Genomic DNA, 19,468 nt, shown 5'->3' with positions numbered 1-19,468 from the left:
TGCCAACAACAGGAGTAGGACGATATGGAAGTTATCTCTAGAAGCGACATCGCTCCCCTCAATAGCGTTATAGTGAATGACGCCTTACACGACTTGGGTATTGTAAAAATATTCTCCCAACATCCCGCGCTGGCCCAGTTCATTCCGTCCAAAAGCGAGCTGGCCCTTAGCTGGGTCAGGCTCGAAAAGGACCAGGAATTGTCGGTTCACCAACACCCCGAGGCGAGCCTGATCCTGATTTGTGACGGATCAGGAAAAACCCTTGGCGATACAGAACGAGATATCGAAGCAGGCGATATGGTGCTGGTACCGCCTCACTCGCTGCACGGTTTTAAAGGCACCAACGATGGTTTCTGGGCACTCTCCATTCAGTTCAATGGTAAGGCCTTGTACGAGGACACCCTCCAACCGAATGTTGTCTTCAAGGATCAAGAAACAGTCAATGCCAATCCTGCTGATGTGCTGTTAAAAGATAACGAAGGTTATCTGGAGAGCTTCAGGCACAGTCGGTTGCTTTCGCTGATCAATTCACCGTCGATCAATCAGCCCGAAGTACGCGAAAGGCTTCTCGATTGCCTACAGACCTGGTCAGACATGTTTCAGGACCTGCTGCATATACGTGTGGCAATGACGCTTGATCCTGCACACAAGAAAATCGCGTTTGAACACTTGGTTGAGGAACTGGGACACAACAACAATCTACGCAATCAGCGCCATACCAATCACTCGCCCATATGGGATGCGGCCTTCCTGTCCACGATGGAATGGTTCAGGAATCAGATGCTTTACAAAAACGATATGGTCAAGACGTTGTTGATGCACATTGTGCTGGAAGGCAGCGGAGAAATTTTCCATAGCGAAGCGTCCCATGTATTCGCCGGCATGCCGCACTTCCAGGAACACGGTGAAGATGATGGCAGCCACGTCAGCATGGGAATAGAACTGCTGAGCCAGGCATCGCCCAAGGAAATCGAAGTACTGCGTGAAGCCCTGAGTGAAGGTTGGGGCATGATCACGCTGCTTTGTGATCGGTTCGCCGACATCGCCTGCGCTAATCACCCGCAACGTGCAACGGGCACCTGCACCAAAACCAAACTGGCATACAACTGACCCCCATGAAGATTGCAGAATTCCTGAGCACAATTTTATGGTTTCAGATCCCTGACCCCGGACGCCATCGAGGTGCGCGCTGCGTTCACGCGTCCCGCTGGCAGCGCTGGCGTGGCGCCGCGATACAGGATGCGGGGAAAGAAACGGGGGAGGAAAGGCTTCACTTCAGGATTTTTGCAGCCCTCAGAAAAGATATCGTGTTGGCGTTAGTGGCCATCGGTGTGCATACCGCGGCGGCATTTGTTTCCGCCATGACCCTCAAGTCATTACTGGCGCAGCTCATACAGGGCGACTCGGCAATCATGTCGAACGTAGCACTCGGTGCCACCTGTATGGCGCTGACCTACTGCGCCTGGCTGGCGCTCAACCACACGTTTTTTCTGGCTGAACTGGTGGGTGTTGGCGGTCGCTCCTATGTGGAACAACGCCTTCTGCTCAAAAAGAACAATGCATTGGGTGGCTGGTCTCCACTCAACCTCACCACGCTGTTTGACCGCGAAGCGGCACGTGTCGAATCTTCATGGTCGGGGCTTATTACAATCTCGCTGGCACTCGCCACGGTCATCTTTACCTCAACATTCTTCTTCTTTGCTCTGGGCGTCAGTGCCTTGGCCGCGTTGGCGGTTATTGCCGTCAGTTCACTGGCCGTGTACTGGATGGCTCAACGACTGAGCATGACTTATGCACAACTGTCGCTGAACGCCACGCAACGTATCGAGATAGGCGCGTTCGCCGCAAAAAATCGACGTCAGGCCTGGCTTAAGAACTGGAAGGCCACGCTGATAAGCGACTACACAGACAAACGAAACCTTGAAGCAGTGTCGCTGAAACAAGCAGCCCGCCTGGTGGCGGCGATCAGCTTGATCTCGACAATGACGCCCATTGTGGCGTTGCTGAGTGCGGCATCATTGCAGCTTGTCTATCTGGGTCACATCGATGCGCCAGGAGTGTTGGCGGCCATCGCATTGATTGGCGGGTTGAGATCCGTCGCCAATAACATTCCGGATATTGTGCAAAGCATCTCTCAAGGATTTGTCGGGCATAAAAACATCGAATACTTCCTTTGCGCCGGTCACGCCGACTCATTGCCCCTCGAACCGGTACCGCTGCCCACCACTCATGCCAGACATATTGCGATCGTGGGAGCCGCAGGCAGCGGCAAGACCTCCGTGCTACGAACACGGGCGCAATGTCTTGACGACGTTGACGGCCGCGCAATTTTCATTCCGGACGAGCCGTGGATATTTGCCGGTGGGCTTCGCGAGAACCTGAGTCTTTACCGCAGAGATTTTTCAGGCGACGAGGCCTGCCGCGCGCTCGCTCTCTCTCGCTTGCCCGAGCACTTTTACGTCGATTACCTGAGTGAACTCACCTATGGCGCAGAGGCCAGCTGGGACGTTTCCAGAGGTCAGGGAAAGCGCTTTGAGCTGGCCAGAGCTTTGGTCGCACAACCACAGTGGATATTCATTGACCAACCTACTTCAGGTCTGGACGAAGACCTCGCGGCGGGCCTGCTTGTTTCACTTCTGCAAGGTCCATGGCGCGATACCAACGTCATTTTCGTAACGGACAAGCAGGAAGAGAAAGCGGCCGCGCATGAAATCTGGACAGTGGTGGACGGCAGCATTGCGCACGTGAAAACCCATCAACTTGCAGCGCATTCCGGACTCGCTGAGACCTGTGCCGAAAACCTCACACCGGACTTTCCGACAGACGAAGCAGAGCCTCTCTCTGTACCCGAGCCATCACAACCTACTGCGACACGTTCAAGGTCGATCACAAGAAGCCTTCTGGATTTCGGCCTATGGAAAATCACGTTGATAGCCCTCATGCTATTCGCCCTTAAAGAAGTGTTTACCATTGCGGGTGATTACATTATTGCCAGCGGTTACCTGACGACACATTTGCAGCTGTCCTTGATCGGGCTGGCCAGTGTTTTAGTAGTGAGTGCGGTCCTGTCGATTTTCGGGGCGCTGATTACCGTCAGGAAAAGTATTGATGCGGCCTCAACCCAATGCATTCATTACTTTTCGAATTTGATGAATCCAGGCCTGGACCATACTCTGGCTCAAGAAGTTAATCGTGACAGCCAGAACAAACTGACCTGGGATCAGCGTCGCGTCGACGAGGTTCTGCCGGTATTGCTGCTGGAAACGGTTGGCGCGGCAACCTTGCTGTCGATAACCATCGGCTACGTCATGCTGAACAACCTCTATGTACTGCCGCCGTTCATTGTAATCAGTCTTTGCTACTGGTATGGCGCAAGACAGTCCGGCGAGTTACTACAGCGATTTAATAGCGGGGAAATCGACGCCACGTCCACCTTGTATTCACGTGTTCAGGCACTGAACTGGACGGGTGGTCGATTTGATAATGCACACGACAATTCGATGATTCTGGATTGGTTGTCACCCACCCTGGCCACTCGGGCATTCGCTTCGCTGGATAATGCTGCAACGCGTCGCTGGTATAGCTACAAGCTGGATTTGATGGGCGTGTTTTTCCTGTCAGCCATCGTTGCTTCAACGATTTACTTCCATGCAACGGGTACATTCAGCATGGCGAACGTTTTGGCAGTCAGTCTCTCCTACAGCCTGATTGCGATTTTTGCACGACTCGGCAAATGCCTCGTTGAACTCCGGCAAGTCCTGGACAGTGCTGATCGCCTGGTGGGTGCCGGCCTTCAGCCGCGGACTTCGCCGGTGCAAACAAAGATCGATTCGAATGCCCCGTTGGTGTCCTTTTCCGATGTCACATTCATTAACCCGAACAGCGGCTCAACGGTGCTCGAACAGTTCAATCAATCGTTCCATGAGAATGAAGTCGTAGTGATCATGGGTGCCAGTGGCGTCGGCAAATCCACGTTTGCCGACCTCGTAGTGGGCAGTTTGGCCCCAAGCCAAGGGCAGATATCCACACTGGGTGACACCGATGGGTATCTGGCGCGTCAGCATGCGGAAGAGGTCCAGCTACTGACCTCCAACCCCGTGTTTAAACCAGGTTCATTGGCGCTGCATTTCAACAACCCGTCACTGGAAGAACTCAATCAACGCGCGGCTTATCTCGGGCTCTCGGATATTGTCGAGCAATTGCAGGATGGCTTTAATCAACACATCCCCTGGAATGGTGAAATAAGCCTGAGCAAATCAGAACTGCAACGACTGGCATTGCTTGACCTGACCCTCAACACCCCAGCGATCGTCATCCTTGATGAAGCGACTTCAGAGCTGAACAGCACGGATGAAGTTCAGTTGATGCACAAGCTCATTACTGCTCTGCCGAATACGCTGTTCTTCATCATTACTCACAACCCCGAGCTTTGCGCACTTGGCAGCAGAAACTTCAATTTCAATCACGAAAAGCGGCTGGTTGAAAAAACGGCATAAAAGCCCCCCGGATAAATCTCCAAGAATGGTTATACAAGGATCGTAAACATGGAGTTACACGCGCAACGAGATGCGTTTTGTATCAGCTATGGTGTCTCTCGCCCACAACTACCCCTGTGTGGGATAGCCCATTGGGAAGCAACACTCAAAGGAACGGTGGTTCAACACAGCGCCCTGCATGAGGAACAGGCTTATGTAGCCCCGGGCTTTTTTTACCTACCGGTTTCTGAACGCCCCGATCCGCATCACCTGAACTCGCTTGCACAAGAGGCACACACGGCCGATTGGTTGTTAGTACCCTCCATGGAGAGGTCGACAGATTCGATGCGGCTGCAATATGAACAAAAAATTATCCCGGTGCCCTTCATGCAAGTCGCCTACTTGCAGGTTGAGGGAACCCTGGATGAGTGTTTGCTCACGTCCATGGGCAGGAAACACTACAAAGAAATGATGCGCCTGACACGCCGGGCCGAGGATATCTGTCATACGCAGGTATACCGTCTTGGCGAATTGTCCGAGAACAGCGAGGTGCTGGCGGCGTTTTCACTTCTTCAATCCTTCAATGTGGATAAATACCAGCACGTCAAAAACCTCTATTCGCTGGAGGCAATGCAGGCACTGGCACGGTCGACGGAAGGTTCAAAGTACTACATCAAAATTAACTACGACAAAACGACCGACGCACCGGTCTACGGCTCGCTCAGTTACGCCGATGAACAACGTGGGGTTTTCTCGCAACTGGTTCAGGGTCAAGACCGAAGCCGGGTTCCGACGGGGCTGAACCTGTACGTCAGCGATTACTACCAACTGTACAAAGTAGCGGAGTCACTGGGCTTCAAGAGCAACTGCCTGGGACGGGGAGCAATCGATATGAAGATACGGATGGGCGCCAACCGGGTGTTGGACCTGGAGAACTGGCTGATTCCGATCCGAACGAGCAACCCGCACCAAATGCATGAGTTTTCATGTACGAAAGACAGCTAACAAGGAGTTTAAAATGTCTTTTTTCGATATCAACAAACAGCTCTACAGTGTTCACAGGATAGAGAACGGTATCTCTATCATGGATTACCCAACGTCAAACTTTGACTTGGCAGGGACACTTCAGAAAACCTTGGCCAGTCGCTACAACCTCAAAGCCGACTTTGCGCTGAACAAAATACATGAATGCCTGAGCCGGGAAGAAGTCGACAAGCATCTGGAAGACTCCGGCCATTGGCACGACCCTCTGCAAACACTAGGGGCGCCGATGATCGAGGCGTATTACAAGTTTGTACATTGGCTCAGCGACCATCTGGGGTTTGATTTCGTATTCGAACACAACCCATTGGTCCGTTATCACATCCCCGCCAAACTGGATGATCGATACAGGTTGCCGGATGGCGAACTTTTCACCCATCACTCGGACACGCTGCTAGGCGATTACTTTCAACAGATCAACATATGGCTGCCATTTTGTGATGTGAAAAATACCGGCGCGCTCAGCGTTTGCTCCAGAACTGCCAGCATCAACACCCTTAAAACCTTCGCCCAGGAGCAGGGTTATACCTATGACGAATACAAAGAAAGTCGGGTCGCCTTTTTTGACTATGCAAAGCAACGTCCGCAACTGATGGCCGATCTGCGCACTGACGCCATGCCGACCAACCTTCGTTATGGTCAATGCTTGATGTTTGATCCCCGGATTCTGCACGGGACCGCAGAGAACGTGGAAATCATGACGCGAGTCAGTATGGACTTCAGGATTGTCCCCATGGACGCCTACGAATCCATCATCAAGGAACTTGAACGTCAAGGTAGACGCCCCAACAGCTATGAAGGTGAAGGGTTGATCAAGGGCGAGTTCTACAACGCACTAACCGCACGCGAAATCATAAAGAATTAACGCTTCACTTCGCTGTAAACATCATAAGAACATTAATCAGGAAATAGAGTATGACCACGGCTCTCGCCTGGCTGGACGGCGTATACCTCCAGCATGAGCAGATTAACTTGTCGCCCGCCACACACTCGCTGTCCTATGCCTCCTCAGTCTACGAAGGCATGCGCAGTTATGGCGGTAAGGTATTCAAGTGCGAGGAGCATTTACAACGGTTACAACAGTCAGCCCGTTTGTTCAAACATGACCTGCATTACACAAACGCAACGCTGACTGAGGCGTGCAATGAACTGCTCAAGCGCAACGAGCTGCAAGACGCGTACATTAAAATAATCGTGTTTTATGACGAAGCCGACGTCAGTTTCATGGGTCGAGGTTGCCATAGCAAAGTGGTGATATTCGTCCTGCCATTTGCTCCGAAGGCAGCGACCACACCATACAGGCTCACGACCGCCAGTTGGAGACGCGCGCCGACCGATTGCCATCCGTATCAAGCCAAAACCTCTTCCACCTATGCGATCAGTTTTTTGAGCTTCCGTGATAAGGATGAGGCGTTTGACGACGTGCTGTTTCTCTCGACCAGCGATACGGTCTGCGAGTCCAGTGGTTCCAATATCTTTTTTGTAAAGGGCAGCCAACTCGTTACACCGACGACCGAAATGGCACTGGCGGGCATCACCCGCCATGTCATTATTGAAGAGCTAGCCCCGGCGCTGGATCTGCAAGTGATACAGCGTGATATTTCAAGCTCGGAACTGGGCCAGTTTGATGGCGCCTTCTTATGTGGCACAGCAATGGAGATCACCGAAGTCAGCGGCATTGACGGTGTGCATTATGAAAGGAACCAGTGGGTCGAGTTGTTGATAACGCAATATCGAAAGAGCGTGATGCACACATGGTCCTAACCGGCGAGGGAATATGCTTCCCCGTCGGTTACGGGCCGATCAGGTTCGTGGCGAAATCGCTGGCCAAAGATCGCAGCCTTCGGCAGCTTCTACATTGCCTATTCGTTTTTGGGGAAAACCAGTCTGAACACGGTCATCGCACCGGGCGGACTTTCAACCTCGGCCACTCCCTGATGCACGCTCATGATTGAGCTCACGATGGCCAGACCCAGTCCGGTGCTGCCTTGCGAGCGGGAGCGGCTGCTGTCGACCCGGTAAAAACGGTCGAACAGGTGCGGCAGATGCTGCGCTTCGATGCCCGCGCCGGGGTTGCTGACTTCCAGTGCAACCTGTGTCGCCTTTTGTTCAATCTGTAGCGAAACCGTTTGCCCGGTCGGGCAGTGGCGCAGGGCGTTGGACAGCAGGTTCGAGATCGCCCGTTGAATCATCAACCGGTCGCCCAGCACGCGTGCGCTGCCGGTCACGTTCAGGTTGATGCGCTTGTCTTGCGCCGACAAGGAAAACAGGTCGGCCACTTTCTCGGCTTCTTCTTCTAGGGCGACCGGCTCGAAAGATGTGAGCGCTGCCGGGTTGCTGGCCTGCGCCAGAAACAGCATGTCCGAGACGATCCGCGCAACACGCTCCAGTTCTTCGGTGCAGGACACCAAGACGTTTTTGTACGCCTCGGCCGTGCGTTCCCGGGACAGCGTCACTTGTGCCTTGCCCATCAAATTGTTGATCGGCGTGCGCAGTTCATGGGCCAGGTCATCGGAGAACTGCGACAACTGCTGCACACCATTGTCGAGGCGATCCAGCATGAAGTTGATCCCCTGGGCCAGTTCACTGAGTTCCTGGGGCATGTCGAGCACCGACAGTCGATGGCCGAGGTCTTGCGTCGAGACCATCGCCGCCACTTTGCGAAACTCGCGCAACGGCATCAGCCCCCGCTGTACGGCGGCCCAGGCACTGAGGCCGATGAAGATCAGCAGCAATGGCAAAGCAATCAGCGTCGAGCGCAGATAGGCGCTGAGCAACGCCTGATTGTGGGCATCGTCCATCGACAGCAGCACCGGGACGCGGGTGCCGTCCTTGATGCGGACCAACCGAGAGGCGGTCAGGTAGTGCTTGCCTTGATCGTCGGTGCCGTCGGAGAACGCCAGTGGTTCGTCGGCGGCCAGTACTGCCTTGCGTTCAAGGCGCGGGTCGGCCATGCCGGAGCCGGATTTCAACAGTGGCGTGCGCAAGTTACTGCGGTCATAAATCGTCAGGGTGAGGTTGTCATGGCCCATGACCTGATCGAGCAGAATGTGCGGCGCCGAACGAATTTCTGCGGCATCGGCGTACAGCGACAGGCTGTGTTCCACCTGTTCCATCTTCTGGGCCAGGCTGTCCCTGGATAACGCGTTCAACTCATGGGTCAGGGCAAAGTAGGCAAGGATCGCCAGGAACACCACCAGTAGCGCGCCGAGAATACTCACCGTCAGGCCCAGGCGCATCGAAAGGCTGGCCGGCTTCATTCCCGCGCCTCCAGCACATAGCCGACACCGCGCAGGGTGTGGATGAGTTTGCTGTCGAACGGGTCGTCGATCTTGGCGCGCAAACGCCGGATCGACACTTCGACCACATTGGTGTCGCAGTCGAAATTCATGTCCCACACCAGCGAAATGATCTGGGTGCGGGTGAGCACCTCGCCGGACTGGCGCATCAACAGATGCAGCAGGGCGAACTCCTTGGTGGTCAGGTCGATGCGCTGCTCGCCGCGAAAGGCGCGGTGACGGCCCGGATCAAGTTCCAGGTCGGCGACTTTGAGCACCTGCGGCACCGGGATGTTTTCGCTGCGGCGCATCAGCGTGCGCACCCGCGCCAGCAATTCCGGAAACTCGAATGGCTTGACCAGATAATCATCGGCGCCCAGATCCAGACCACGAATCTTGTCGGCCAGACGCCCGCGGGCGGTGAGCATCATCACTCGGGTGGAATGGGTGCGACGTAATTGTTCCAGCACGCCCCAGCCATCGAGTTCCGGCAGGTTCACATCCAGGATCACCAGGTCGTATGCCTGCTGTTGTGCCAGATGCAGTCCATCGGCGCCAGTGGCCGCGTGGTCAACGATATAACCACTTTCCGTCAGTCCCTGATGCAAGTATTCGGCAGCTTTAAGCTCGTCCTCGACGACAAGGATTCGCATGATCTATCACCACTTTTATTTAATGGATATTTAATTAAGGTGGCCGGGAAAGTTGTTGTTTTTGTAGGGGCTTCCGGACGGTTTTGAATAACGACTAGAGGTTGTGAGTTGCTGGTTTCCTACAGCGGTTTCCCTGTGTGATGGCGTGCAAGGTAAAGGCTGTAGTGGCTACAGGGTCAACTGAAATGCTGGGTCTTGAGCCCTGAAAATGGCGATCTGCGACAGCCTGTCGCAGCAGGCAAGCCCGAATGCCCATGCGCCACATTCAGGCAAGTGCTGTTTGGCAGATAACTACCGTGTATTTTTTTCCATGTATTGCTATGTCGCCTTTCGCACTTCGCATCCTAGATCAAAACAACTTCCATAAACCGTGGATGACGGATTTGTAATGTTCCAGTCACCTTGCCGATAAGTTCAAAACCCTACCGTGGCGGCATCAAAAATTCTTGAATAAAGGAAGTCTTCCATTGCCCGGTTTAAAAGAACGGACGGCGCGAGCACGCCTGAAAAAAACAGCGAGGACAGTGACGGCCAGCGTTGTGTTGCTGGCCGGCACGGGGCTTGTGCATGCATCGACCCTGACCCTCGATCAAGCCCTGCAAACGGCATTCGCCGGTAACCCGGATCTGGCGGCTGCGCAGTGGGAAATCGGCATCGCCGAGGGTGAGCGCAAACAGGCCGGCCTGATCCCCAACCCCGAAGTGTCGTGGGAGGCCGAAGACACCCGGCGCGATTCGCGAACCACCACGGTGATGCTCAGCCAACCGATCGAACTGGGCGGCAAACGTGGCGCACGGATCGACGTCGCCAGCCGCGCGCAGGACGCCGCCGGGATCGAGTGGGAGCGCAAGCGCAATGCCTTGCGCGCCGATGTGATTCAGGCGTTCAACAGCGCCCGGACCGCGCAACAGCGCTTGCAGTTGTCTCGTCAGTCGCTGCAACTCGCCGAACACGGTTTGCGCGTCGCCCAAGGACGCATCGAGGCCGGCAAATCATCGCCGGTCGAAGGCACCCGGGCGCACGTGCAACTCTTAGAAGTACGCCTGGAACTGAGCCGCGCCGAGCGCGATCAGGCCAACGCCTATCAGCAATTGGCGCAGGTCATGGGCGCACCGTTGCCAGCCTCGACCACCGTGCAAGCGGCCACGCAAAGCATGCCCACCGTGCCACCGGCGAGCCGATTGCTGGAGCGCCTGAACGAGACCGCCGAGCTGCGTCTGGCCAAATTGCAGATCGATCAGCGCGAAGCCTCACTGGGTCTGGAAAAGTCGCAACGCATTCCCGACCTGACCGTGAGCATTGGCAGCCAATACAGCGAAACCGAGCGCGAGCGGGTCAACGTGGTCGGGCTGTCGCTGCCGATTCCGCTGTTCAACCGCAATCAGGGCAACGTGCTGGCAGCAGCCCGGCGCAGCGATCAGGCGCGGGATCTGCGCAATGCCACCGAGCTGCGTTTGCGCACGGAAATCCAGACCAGCCTTGAGCAATGGCAGACCGCCAACGGCGAAGTCGAGGCGTTCAACCAGACCATCCTGCCCGCTGCGCAAAGTGCGGTCGACAGCGCCACGCGCGGCTTCGAAATGGGCAAGTTCGGCTTCCTCGATGTGCTCGACGCCCAGCGCACCCTTATCAGCGCCCGCAGCCAATACATCCAGGCCGTCAGCGAGGCGACGGACGCGCGAGTACGCATCGAACGCATCTTCGGCGACCTCACCGTCAGCCCTTGAATTTCATCTTTCAAATCACTGCGCGATGGCATGGCGCAGAGGAGTTTCCATGGAAAAAAAACTGATCGTGGTGGCTGCGGCGACGTTGGCGCTGGGCATTGGTATTGGCTCGATGTGGCCGGGCAATGCGTCCATCGACGCGCACGCCGATGAAGCGGCGGAGCACGCCGATCACGCTGAAGAAGGCGCAGCAGCCGACGGCGAACATGCAGAGGAAGGGCACCTGGAGCTGAGCGCTGAACAGATCACCGCGGCGGGCATTCAACTAGCCGAAGCGCGGGCGCAGTACATCAGCCTCGGCTTGCCGTTCCCCGGCGAAGTGCGCTTTGACGAAGACCGCACTGCGCACGTAGTGCCTCGGGTGCCCGGGGTGGTCGAGTCGGTGTCGGTCAATCTCGGGCAGTCGGTGAAGAAGGGCCAGTTGCTGGCGGTGATCGCCAGTCAGCAGATCTCTGATCAGCGCAGCGAACAGGCTGCCGCGCAGCGGCGCCTGACCTTGGCGCGCACCACCTACGAACGCGAGAAAAAACTGTGGCAGGACAAGATCTCCGCCGAGCAGGATTTCCTTCAGGCACGCCAGGCATTGGAAGAAGCCGAAATTGCCCTGACCAATGCCCGGCAAAAAATCAGCGTGCTCAGTGGCAGCGTGGTCGCCACCGGCGGCAATCGCTATGAACTGCGCGCGCCGTTCGACGGTGTGGTGGTGGAAAAACACCTGACGCCGGGGGAGGTGGTCGATGAATCCACGGCGGCTTTTACCCTCTCCGACCTGTCGCGGGTGTGGGTGACGTTCGGCGTTTCGCCCAAGGATCTGACCAAGGTGCAAGTGGGCAAACCGGTCACCGTCAGCGCCCCGGAACTCAATGCCGAAGTCGCCGGCACCGTGGCCTACGTCGGCAGTTTGCTCGGTGAACAGACCCGCACTGCAACGGTCCGCGTGACCTTGGAAAATCCGCAAGGCTCGTGGCGCCCCGGCCTGTTCGTCACCGCGCTGGTGGCGACCGACAGTCGCCAAGCCAGGGTCGCCGTACCTGAAACCGCGATCCAGACCGTCGAGGACAAACCCACAGTGTTCGTGCGCACTGACGACGGCTTCAAGGCGCAAGCGGTGGAGCTGGGCAGTCGCGCGGCCGGCTTGGTGGAAGTCACCCAAGGGCTGGAGCCGGGCGTGCAAGTCGCCAGTGCCGGCAGCTTCGTCCTCAAATCGGAATTGGGCAAAGCCTCGGCCGAGCACTCTCATTGAAGGCTCCCACTGATCCGTCAACCTCGACCGGAAGGTTCTCATGTTCGAACGCCTGATCCAGTTTGCCATCGAGCAGCGCATCATCGTGCTGCTCGCCGTTCTCCTCATGGCCGGCCTCGGCATCGCCAGTTACCAAAAACTGCCGATCGACGCCGTGCCCGACATCACCAACGTCCAGGTGCAAATCAACACCGGCGCGGCCGGGTTCTCGCCGCTGGAAACCGAGCAGCGCATCACTTTCCCGATTGAAACCGCCATGGCCGGTTTGCCGGCGCTGGAGCAGACCCGCTCGCTGTCGCGTTCGGGGCTGTCGCAGGTCACGGTGATCTTCAAGGACGGCACCGATCTGTTCTTCGCCCGGCAATTAGTCAACGAGCGCTTGCAGATCGCCAGGGAGCAATTGCCCGAGGGCGCGGAAGCGCTGATGGGGCCTATTTCCACCGGGCTCGGGGAGATTTTCCTGTGGACGGTGGAGGCGCAGGACGGTGCGTTGAAGGACGATGGAACCGCCTACACGCCAACCGATTTGCGGGTGATTCAGGACTGGATCATCAAGCCGCAATTGCGCAACGTGCCCGGTGTGGCCGAGATCAACACCATCGGCGGATTCGCCAAGGAATACCAGATCGCCCCCGACCCGAAACGGCTGGCGGCTTACAAACTGACCCTCACCGATCTGGTCACGGCGCTGGAGCGCAACAACGCCAACGTCGGCGCCGGTTACATCGAGCGCAGCGGCGAGCAGTTGCTGATTCGCGCGCCTGGGCAAGTGGCGAGCACCGATGACATCGCCAATATCGTGATGGCCAATGTCGACGGGACGCCGATCCGGATCAAGAATGTCGCGACCGTGGACATCGGCCGCGAACTGCGCACCGGTGCCGCCACCGAAAACGGTCGCGAAGTGGTACTGGGCACGGTGTTCATGCTGATCGGCGAAAACAGCCGGACGGTCTCCCAGGCAGTGGCGACCAGGCTTGAACAGATCAACCGTTCCCTGCCCAAAGGCGTGATTGCGGTGCCGGTGTATGACCGCACGCACCTGGTGGACAAGGCCATCGCCACGGTGAAGAAGAACCTGGTGGAAGGCGCGATTCTGGTCGTCGCGATTCTGTTCCTGTTCCTGGGCAACATCCGCGCGGCGTTGATCACCGCGATGGTCATTCCGCTGTCGATGCTGTTCACCTTCACCGGCATGTTCACCAACAAAGTCAGTGCCAACCTGATGAGCCTCGGCGCCCTCGACTTCGGCATCATCGTCGACGGCGCGGTGGTGATCGTCGAAAACACCCTGCGACGGCTGGCCCATGCGCAGCAGCATCACGGGCGTTTGCTGAGCCGTTCCGAGCGTTTTCACGAAGTATTCGCGGCGGCCAAAGAAGCGCGGCGGCCGCTGATTTTCGGCCAGTTGATCATCATGGTCGTGTACCTGCCGATCTTCGCCCTGAGCGGTGTCGAAGGGAAAATGTTCCACCCGATGGCCTTCACTGTGGTCATCGCGCTGTTGGGCGCCATGCTGTTGTCGGTGACCTTTGTGCCGGCGGCCATCGCGTTGTTCGTTACCGGCAAGGTCAAGGAAGAAGAGGGCGTGGTCATGCGCGGCGCGCGTCGCGTTTATGCGCCGGCGCTGGCGTGGGTGATGTCCCATCGCGCCATGGCGGGGGGGGCGGCGCTGGCTGTGATTGTGCTCAGCGGCGTGCTCACCAGCCGCATGGGCAGCGAGTTTGTGCCAAGCCTCAGTGAGGGCGATTTTGCCTTGCAAGCGTTACGCGTGCCGGGCACCAGCCTCACGCAATCGGTGGATATGCAGCAGCGTCTGGAGACCTTGATCCTCAACAAGGTGCCGGAAGTCGAGCGCGTGTTCGCCCGTACCGGCACCGCCGAAATCGCCTCCGACCCGATGCCGCCGAACATCTCCGACAGCTACGTGATGCTCAAGCCGAAGGCGCAGTGGCCGGATCCGGGCAAGTCCCGCGAGACCCTGATGGCGGAACTGCAACAAGCCGCCGCGACGCTGCCGGGCAGCAACTATGAACTGTCGCAGCCGATCCAGTTGCGCTTCAACGAACTGATCTCCGGCGTGCGCAGCGATGTGGCGGTCAAGGTGTTCGGGGATGACATGGACGTGCTCAACGCCACGGCGGTGAAGATCGCCGCCGCCATGCAGAAGGTCAACGGCGCGTCCGAGGTCAAGGTCGAGCAAACCACCGGCCTGCCGGTGCTGACCATCAACATCGACCGCGACAAGGCGGCGCGTTACGGGCTCAACGTCGGCGACGTGCAAGACACCATTACAGTGGCGGTCGGCGGGCGCCAGGCCGGGACACTGTATGAAGGCGATCGGCGTTTCGACATGGTGGTGCGCCTGTCCGATGCCATGCGCAAGGACATCGAAGGTTTGTCGGCACTGTTGATTCCGGTGCCGGCGCCCCTGAATGGCGCGGCCGATCAGATTGGCTTCATCGCCCTCAAGGACGTCGCCAGCCTTGATCTGGTGCTCGGGCCGAATCAAGTCAGCCGCGAAAACGGCAAGCGGCTGGTGATCGTCAGCGCCAACGTGCGTGGGCGCGATATTGGCTCCTTCGTTAAAGAGGCCGGCGAGGTGATCGAGCGCGATGTTCAGGTGCCGGCGGGTTACTGGACCAGCTGGGGCGGTCAGTTCGAGCAGTTGCAGTCGGCGGCCAAACGCTTGCAGATCGTGGTGCCGGTGGCTCTGCTGTTGGTGTTCGGGCTGCTGTTCATGATGTTCAACAACCTCAAGGATGGCTTGCTGGTGTTCACCGGGATTCCGTTTGCGTTGACCGGGGGCGTCATGGCGCTGTGGCTGCGGGACATTCCGCTGTCGATCTCGGCGGGCGTCGGTTTCATTGCGCTGTCGGGGGTAGCGGTGCTCAACGGTCTGGTGATGATCGCGTTTATCCGCAATTTGCGGGAGGAGGGGCGTTCACTCAGTGATGCGATCAATGAGGGCGCGCTCACGCGACTACGGCCGGTGTTGATGACGGCGCTTGTGGCGTCCCTGGGCTTCATTCCCATGGCTTTGGCGACCGGCACGGGTGCCGAGGTGCAGCGACCGTTGGCGACGGTGGTGATCGGCGGGATTCTGTCTTCGACCATCCTGACGCTGCTGATACTGCCGGCGTTGTATCAGTTGGCGCATAGACGCGACGAAGACCCAGCTTCAACCAAGTAGGTGGTCCTGCTGTGGGAGCGCTAGATAACGGATATGTAATTTGCGCGCCACCGTCACGAAAGGTTCGGATTGTTACCTTGATCCCGTTAGTTAATTAAACGAGGAATCAAACATGAAAATTGTACAACTGAGTGCGTTTGCAGCGGCGTTGGTGATGTCTTCTGTTGTTTTGGCTGAAGGTGGCGGCGACAGAGTCTTTGAGAAAATGATTGCGGCCAATGACCGTTCGGTGGAGGCGTTTGTCGCCAAGGAACAGGCGCGCAACCCCGTCGTGTTGAATGAAAAAAAGGACGACAAGACCAAAGACTTGTAAGCGTGTCGCACCTGAACTAGCCCGTCATCGAAGGCCGATGGTGGGCTTTTTTTTGAGCCTGGATTTGAAGGTACTGGATATGAAAGTTTTTAAGTTGATGGCGTTCGTCGGTGTGATGGCGATGTCGTTGAATGCGCTGGCAGAAGGCGGCGGTGACCGGACGTTTGAGAGGGCGTTCAGTGCCAACGCCCACGCCATGCAGCAATACGCGGCCAACCAGGGCAAACCTGCGCCGGTGGTGAAAGACTACGAATACGGGATGAAACTGGATGTGGTGAAAGTGGTGAGCGTTGTGCGGCCGCAAGTTGCTTGTGCCGTGGTGCCTACTGCCATGACCTATGAAGATTCAAAGGGCCAACTCAATACCATCAAATACACCGTGGCAGGCGATTGCCGCCGACAGGTCGGGTGAGGGCACCGAGGGCCTCCACCTACAGTGCGTATTTCAATTCGGAATGTTTAACGGATGTGGCGCAAATACAGACGCTTCCCACAATGTTTTCAGGTTGTCCGTCGGACGCACGCTCTCTAGCCTGTGCATGTCGCTGCCAATTCAGCGACCGGGCCTGGAAACCCCGATCAGTAACAGTGGCGCCAACACGCCTTTCATAACGTATCCTTGCGCACCTTGAATGTGTGCACTCCGTTATGGCGGCTGTGCGTGGGAGACCTTCGGGTCGACCGGGTCGCCGCTGCCCGGGTTTCCAACCTGCGTACAGCTGCCACCTCTTCGTCCGGAAACCGAAATGGGGCAGCTCCAACTTTTCAGTGGAGTTTCACCATGAAAAAACCAACACCAAACCCTCCCGAAGCAAGCACAGCTACGGACACCGACCCAACATCTCCCTACGCGTCCATCGACTCCAAAAAACTCCACGAAGCTGCCGAACGTGCGCTCGATTACTACCTGAATCCGACGGCCCATGTCATGGCCGCGCCCTACACCCCCAACCAGATGTATTTCGCCAATCCCAAAGCCGACACCGAATCCCTGCTGGCCAATGCCAGCGAATCATTGTCCTCGGCCACGGTCATGCTCGGTGACTTCGCCGCGCTGCTGGAAGGCACCCATCGCAAGACTTTGCTGGGTATTGCTCAAGTGGTGATGCTAGGGGAGTTGGCGGTGAATCAGGCATTGGATAACGTCGAGCCGAGTGAGTAACTCTCCCGCAACGCAATCCTCAGGAGTCGCCGAAGGCTGCTCCTGCAGTGCTCAATCCACGGGCATAAAAAAGGCGCCCCGAAGGACGCCAAAAGATTCACCTCTTACCAAAGGAGCAAGGAGCTTCTAAAGGTGAATTTGCATAAACCGTGAAGTCAGAGAATCGCCAGCGGATACTCGACAATCACCCGCACTTCATCCAGATCCGACTCAAACGCCGTGGCGCGGGTTGTGGCCTGGCGCAGACGAAGAGACATGTCTTTCAGCGAGCCGCTCTGCACCACGTATTTGACTTCGATGTCGCGCTCCCAGCGCTTCTGGTCAGTCAGTGGTTTGCCGTCGGCATCGCGACGCATGTACACGGCGTTGGCGTTGGAGTAATCGGCGTCGGTGCCACGGCCGTAACGGGTCATGAACGACAAACCCGGCACGCCATAGCTGGTCATGTCGAGGTCGTAACGCACCATCCACGAACGTTCCTTGGGCGAGTTGAAGTCGCTGTACTGGATGGAGTTGTCGAGGAAGATCGAGTCGGACTGGCGCAGATAGTCGAAGTCGTCGTTGCCGTTGTTGCGCTGGTGCGATAACGCAACGGAATGGGCGCCGAGTTTCACCCCGACGCGACCGCTCCAGATGTTGTTGTCAAATTCGCCGAGCAGTTGTTTGCCTTCGTCGACCGCCTTGTAATAGTTCAAGCCACCGAATAGCGACAGGTCATCCGACAGCGGATAAGTCCATGCGGTGCCGGCGTAATACTGATTCCAGGCGTCCTTGAGGCGACTGGAATACAGGCTGAAACTGAGGTTTTTGTTCAGTGCATAGTCGCCACCGAGATAGCCGATCCACGGCGAATTGACTGGACCGGCGTAGAAGGTCGCGAAGTTTTCGCGCATGTCGCTGGACACCGGCTGGCTCATCGCATGCAGGCGACCGCCCTGTACCGACAGACCTTCGATGCTGGTGTTGGTGGCCGTGACACCCCGGAAGCTTTCCGGCAACAGTCGGGAGTCACCCGCCGCAACCACTGGGTTGGCAGGGAACACATCGCCGACCTTCACCACTGTATCGAAGGCGCGCACTTTGGCGGCGCCACCGACCTTGGTGTATTCATCCCGCGCCTGACCATCGCTGTCGACCGGCAACACGTCGAAAGAACTACGGCCACCGTTGCGCCCGTCACCGGTATCGAGTTTCAAGCCGATCATCGCAAACGCATCGACCCCGAATCCAACGGTGCCTTGGGTAAAGCCGGATTCGAACTTGCTGATGACCGCGTGAGCCCAGGCCTCGGAATAACCATTGCCGGTGGGACTCGACTGGCCGTCACGGTGATCACGATTGAAGTACAAGTTGCGGTTGAGCACCGTCAGGCTGCTGCCCTCGATAAACCCCTCGGGTTTTTCTTCCGCCAACACCATGGACGGCCCGGAGCCGACAACCACCGCTAAAGCGGCTATCGACATTTTTGTATTGTTAACCATCAATCACTCCTTGGGTTCGGCAGAACGGGAACGTGCTTCGGCGTGGGTTTTATTGTTCGACGGGCAAGGGCCCGCCGGCATGGTCGCCGGGTGACATCGTTGCAAGCTGCGGATAACGCCAAGGTGATGGGGGAATTACAATTTCGTCATGTGCGTGGAATGACAAGCCTGCACGTTCAGGTCAGCGCTGCGAGTTGTTCGATTGTTTGCGGAAAGCGTTCAACCAAGCGGATCAGTGTCGTGGCTTGGGCATTTGGTGTTGCCCGTCCTTGTTCCCAGTTTTCGAGGGTTCGGGTGTTGGTGCGTAGATACATGGCGAACACCGACCGGGAAAGATTGAGCTGTTGACGGATGGCTACCACTTCCTCGGCAGTGATGGGTACCAGTTTCGGCAGCTTGACCTTGTGGGTCCGCAGCGTGACCTTGCCTTGGCGCTCGTCGGCCAAGGCTTCGAGGCCTTCCATCAGTTCGGAAAAAATGTCACGTTTCATAGTGGGTTCTCGTGTTGATTTCTCTATCCAGCGTTTGTCTGAAAAGTTTTTTCTGGGAAGGCGACAGGTCGTCTTGCTCGTTTTTGCTATACACGGTGAACAGCCAGAATTGATCGAAACCTGACCACCAGTAATAAATCACCCTAAGCCCGCTACGCTTGCCTTTACCGCGACGTTGATCGAAAAAGCGGATTTTTCGCAGCCCGCCCGTACCTTCAATGAGATCGCCCGCTTCAGGGTTTTTCAGCAGCTCCAACTGAAAGCTGCGGAACAAATCGTCATCCAGGTAATCGTCTCGGTGTTTCTGAAACGCAGGTAATTCGATAAAAAGAGCGTCCATGTTCTGTACGTCACCTGCGTATAGTGTTGTCTTGATAATCGAATAGGTCAAGGCATCGAAGCCATCCTTTT

At 56.9% G+C, this 19,468-nt stretch carries 16 protein-coding genes; 11 read left to right on the top strand and 5 right to left on the bottom strand.

What is annotated here, in order from left to right; genetic code table 11:
• Positions 1–24: 24 nt before the first annotated feature.
• The 5 genes from JUI81_RS08565 to JUI81_RS08545 are packed head-to-tail and all read left to right on the top strand — an operon-like array spanning position 25 to position 7,280.
• Entirely contained in the window at positions 25–1,110 is a 1,086-nt protein-coding gene (locus JUI81_RS08565) for an AraC family ligand binding domain-containing protein (RefSeq protein ID WP_204124099.1), read from the top strand.
• A gap of 5 nt (positions 1,111–1,115) precedes the next feature.
• Positions 1,116–4,496 (top strand): ATP-binding cassette domain-containing protein, encoded by a 3,381-nt coding sequence (locus tag JUI81_RS08560; protein ID WP_204124098.1) that lies wholly within the window; start codon positions 1,116–1,118, stop codon positions 4,494–4,496.
• 48 nt (positions 4,497–4,544) lie between these two features.
• Entirely contained in the window at positions 4,545–5,480 is a 936-nt protein-coding gene (locus tag JUI81_RS08555) for a hypothetical protein (RefSeq protein WP_204124097.1), read from the top strand.
• A 13-nt stretch (positions 5,481–5,493) separates the two neighbouring features.
• Positions 5,494–6,381, top strand: coding sequence for a phytanoyl-CoA dioxygenase family protein (locus tag JUI81_RS08550; protein ID WP_204124096.1), 888 nt, complete (start codon positions 5,494–5,496; stop codon positions 6,379–6,381).
• A 50-nt stretch (positions 6,382–6,431) separates the two neighbouring features.
• Positions 6,432–7,280: an aminotransferase class IV gene (locus tag JUI81_RS08545; RefSeq protein WP_204124095.1), complete on the top strand. Its 849-nt coding sequence runs from the start codon at positions 6,432–6,434 to the stop codon at positions 7,278–7,280.
• A gap of 98 nt (positions 7,281–7,378) precedes the next feature.
• Here JUI81_RS08545 and JUI81_RS08540 read toward each other — a convergent pair whose 3' ends face one another.
• The gene (locus tag JUI81_RS08540) at positions 7,379–8,776 is read right to left on the bottom strand and encodes a heavy metal sensor histidine kinase (RefSeq protein WP_204124094.1); all 1,398 of its coding nucleotides are present in this window, start codon (positions 8,774–8,776) and stop codon (positions 7,379–7,381) included.
• Positions 8,773–9,447 (bottom strand): heavy metal response regulator transcription factor, encoded by a 675-nt coding sequence (locus tag JUI81_RS08535; RefSeq protein WP_007940896.1) that lies wholly within the window; start codon positions 9,445–9,447, stop codon positions 8,773–8,775. Before JUI81_RS08535 ends, JUI81_RS08540 begins: the two co-directional genes overlap by 4 nt.
• A 467-nt stretch (positions 9,448–9,914) precedes the next feature.
• Between JUI81_RS08535 and JUI81_RS08530 the strand changes: the two genes are divergently transcribed.
• The 6 genes from JUI81_RS08530 (at position 9,915) to JUI81_RS08505 (ending at position 17,085) form a co-directional block, all read left to right on the top strand.
• Entirely contained in the window at positions 9,915–11,174 is a 1,260-nt protein-coding gene (locus JUI81_RS08530; protein ID WP_204124093.1) for a TolC family protein, read from the top strand.
• A 49-nt stretch (positions 11,175–11,223) separates the two neighbouring features.
• Entirely contained in the window at positions 11,224–12,417 is a 1,194-nt protein-coding gene (locus JUI81_RS08525) for an efflux RND transporter periplasmic adaptor subunit (RefSeq protein ID WP_019580062.1), read from the top strand.
• Positions 12,418–12,457: 40 nt separating this feature from the next.
• The gene (locus JUI81_RS08520) at positions 12,458–15,610 is read left to right on the top strand and encodes a CusA/CzcA family heavy metal efflux RND transporter (protein ID WP_204124092.1); all 3,153 of its coding nucleotides are present in this window, start codon (positions 12,458–12,460) and stop codon (positions 15,608–15,610) included.
• A 112-nt stretch (positions 15,611–15,722) separates the two neighbouring features.
• Positions 15,723–15,923, top strand: coding sequence for a co-regulatory protein PtrA N-terminal domain-containing protein (locus JUI81_RS08515; RefSeq protein WP_204124091.1), 201 nt, complete (start codon positions 15,723–15,725; stop codon positions 15,921–15,923).
• Positions 15,924–16,002: 79 nt separating this feature from the next.
• The gene (locus tag JUI81_RS08510; RefSeq protein WP_204124090.1) at positions 16,003–16,335 is read left to right on the top strand and encodes a DUF2790 domain-containing protein; all 333 of its coding nucleotides are present in this window, start codon (positions 16,003–16,005) and stop codon (positions 16,333–16,335) included.
• Between the two features lie 369 nt (positions 16,336–16,704).
• Positions 16,705–17,085: a DUF6124 family protein gene (locus JUI81_RS08505; RefSeq protein ID WP_204124089.1), complete on the top strand. Its 381-nt coding sequence runs from the start codon at positions 16,705–16,707 to the stop codon at positions 17,083–17,085.
• A gap of 155 nt (positions 17,086–17,240) precedes the next feature.
• Here the strand turns inward: JUI81_RS08505 and JUI81_RS08500 are convergent, their stop codons facing one another.
• The 3 genes from JUI81_RS08500 to JUI81_RS08490 form a co-directional block, all read right to left on the bottom strand.
• Entirely contained in the window at positions 17,241–18,566 is a 1,326-nt protein-coding gene (locus JUI81_RS08500; RefSeq protein WP_204124088.1) for an OprD family porin, read from the bottom strand.
• 176 nt (positions 18,567–18,742) lie between these two features.
• Positions 18,743–19,057: a DNA-binding transcriptional regulator gene (locus JUI81_RS08495; protein WP_007940887.1), complete on the bottom strand. Its 315-nt coding sequence runs from the start codon at positions 19,055–19,057 to the stop codon at positions 18,743–18,745.
• Complete coding sequence (locus JUI81_RS08490) at positions 19,047–19,397, bottom strand: toxin (protein ID WP_007940886.1); 351 nt, start codon at positions 19,395–19,397, stop codon at positions 19,047–19,049. Before JUI81_RS08490 ends, JUI81_RS08495 begins: the two co-directional genes overlap by 11 nt.
• Between the last annotated feature and the right edge of the window lie 71 nt (positions 19,398–19,468).

The sequence above is a fragment of the Pseudomonas sp. 008 genome (assembly GCF_016861935.1).
In the GTDB taxonomy this organism is placed as follows: Bacteria; Pseudomonadota; Gammaproteobacteria; order Pseudomonadales; family Pseudomonadaceae; genus Aquipseudomonas.
Note: the sequence above shows the minus strand (reverse complement) of the source record. Positions and strands in the feature narration are given on the sequence as shown.

Bases quoted from the DNA above. Each gene is read 5' to 3' on its own strand.
- JUI81_RS08565 (WP_204124099.1), top strand. From the start codon at position 25: ATGGAAGTTATCTCTAGAAGCGACATCGCTCCCCTCAATAGCGTTATA.
- JUI81_RS08560 (WP_204124098.1), top strand. From the start codon at position 1,116: ATGAAGATTGCAGAATTCCTGAGCACAATTTTATGGTTTCAGATCCCT.
- JUI81_RS08555 (WP_204124097.1), top strand. From the start codon at position 4,545: ATGGAGTTACACGCGCAACGAGATGCGTTTTGTATCAGCTATGGTGTC.
- JUI81_RS08550 (WP_204124096.1), top strand. From the start codon at position 5,494: ATGTCTTTTTTCGATATCAACAAACAGCTCTACAGTGTTCACAGGATA.
- JUI81_RS08545 (WP_204124095.1), top strand. From the start codon at position 6,432: ATGACCACGGCTCTCGCCTGGCTGGACGGCGTATACCTCCAGCATGAG.
- JUI81_RS08540 (WP_204124094.1), bottom strand. From the start codon at position 8,776: ATGAAGCCGGCCAGCCTTTCGATGCGCCTGGGCCTGACGGTGAGTATT.
- JUI81_RS08535 (WP_007940896.1), bottom strand. From the start codon at position 9,447: ATGCGAATCCTTGTCGTCGAGGACGAGCTTAAAGCTGCCGAATACTTG.
- JUI81_RS08525 (WP_019580062.1), top strand. From the start codon at position 11,224: ATGGAAAAAAAACTGATCGTGGTGGCTGCGGCGACGTTGGCGCTGGGC.
- JUI81_RS08520 (WP_204124092.1), top strand. From the start codon at position 12,458: ATGTTCGAACGCCTGATCCAGTTTGCCATCGAGCAGCGCATCATCGTG.
- JUI81_RS08515 (WP_204124091.1), top strand. From the start codon at position 15,723: ATGAAAATTGTACAACTGAGTGCGTTTGCAGCGGCGTTGGTGATGTCT.
- JUI81_RS08510 (WP_204124090.1), top strand. From the start codon at position 16,003: ATGAAAGTTTTTAAGTTGATGGCGTTCGTCGGTGTGATGGCGATGTCG.
- JUI81_RS08505 (WP_204124089.1), top strand. From the start codon at position 16,705: ATGAAAAAACCAACACCAAACCCTCCCGAAGCAAGCACAGCTACGGAC.
- JUI81_RS08500 (WP_204124088.1), bottom strand. From the start codon at position 18,566: ATGGTTAACAATACAAAAATGTCGATAGCCGCTTTAGCGGTGGTTGTC.
- JUI81_RS08495 (WP_007940887.1), bottom strand. From the start codon at position 19,057: ATGAAACGTGACATTTTTTCCGAACTGATGGAAGGCCTCGAAGCCTTG.
- JUI81_RS08490 (WP_007940886.1), bottom strand. From the start codon at position 19,397: ATGGACGCTCTTTTTATCGAATTACCTGCGTTTCAGAAACACCGAGAC.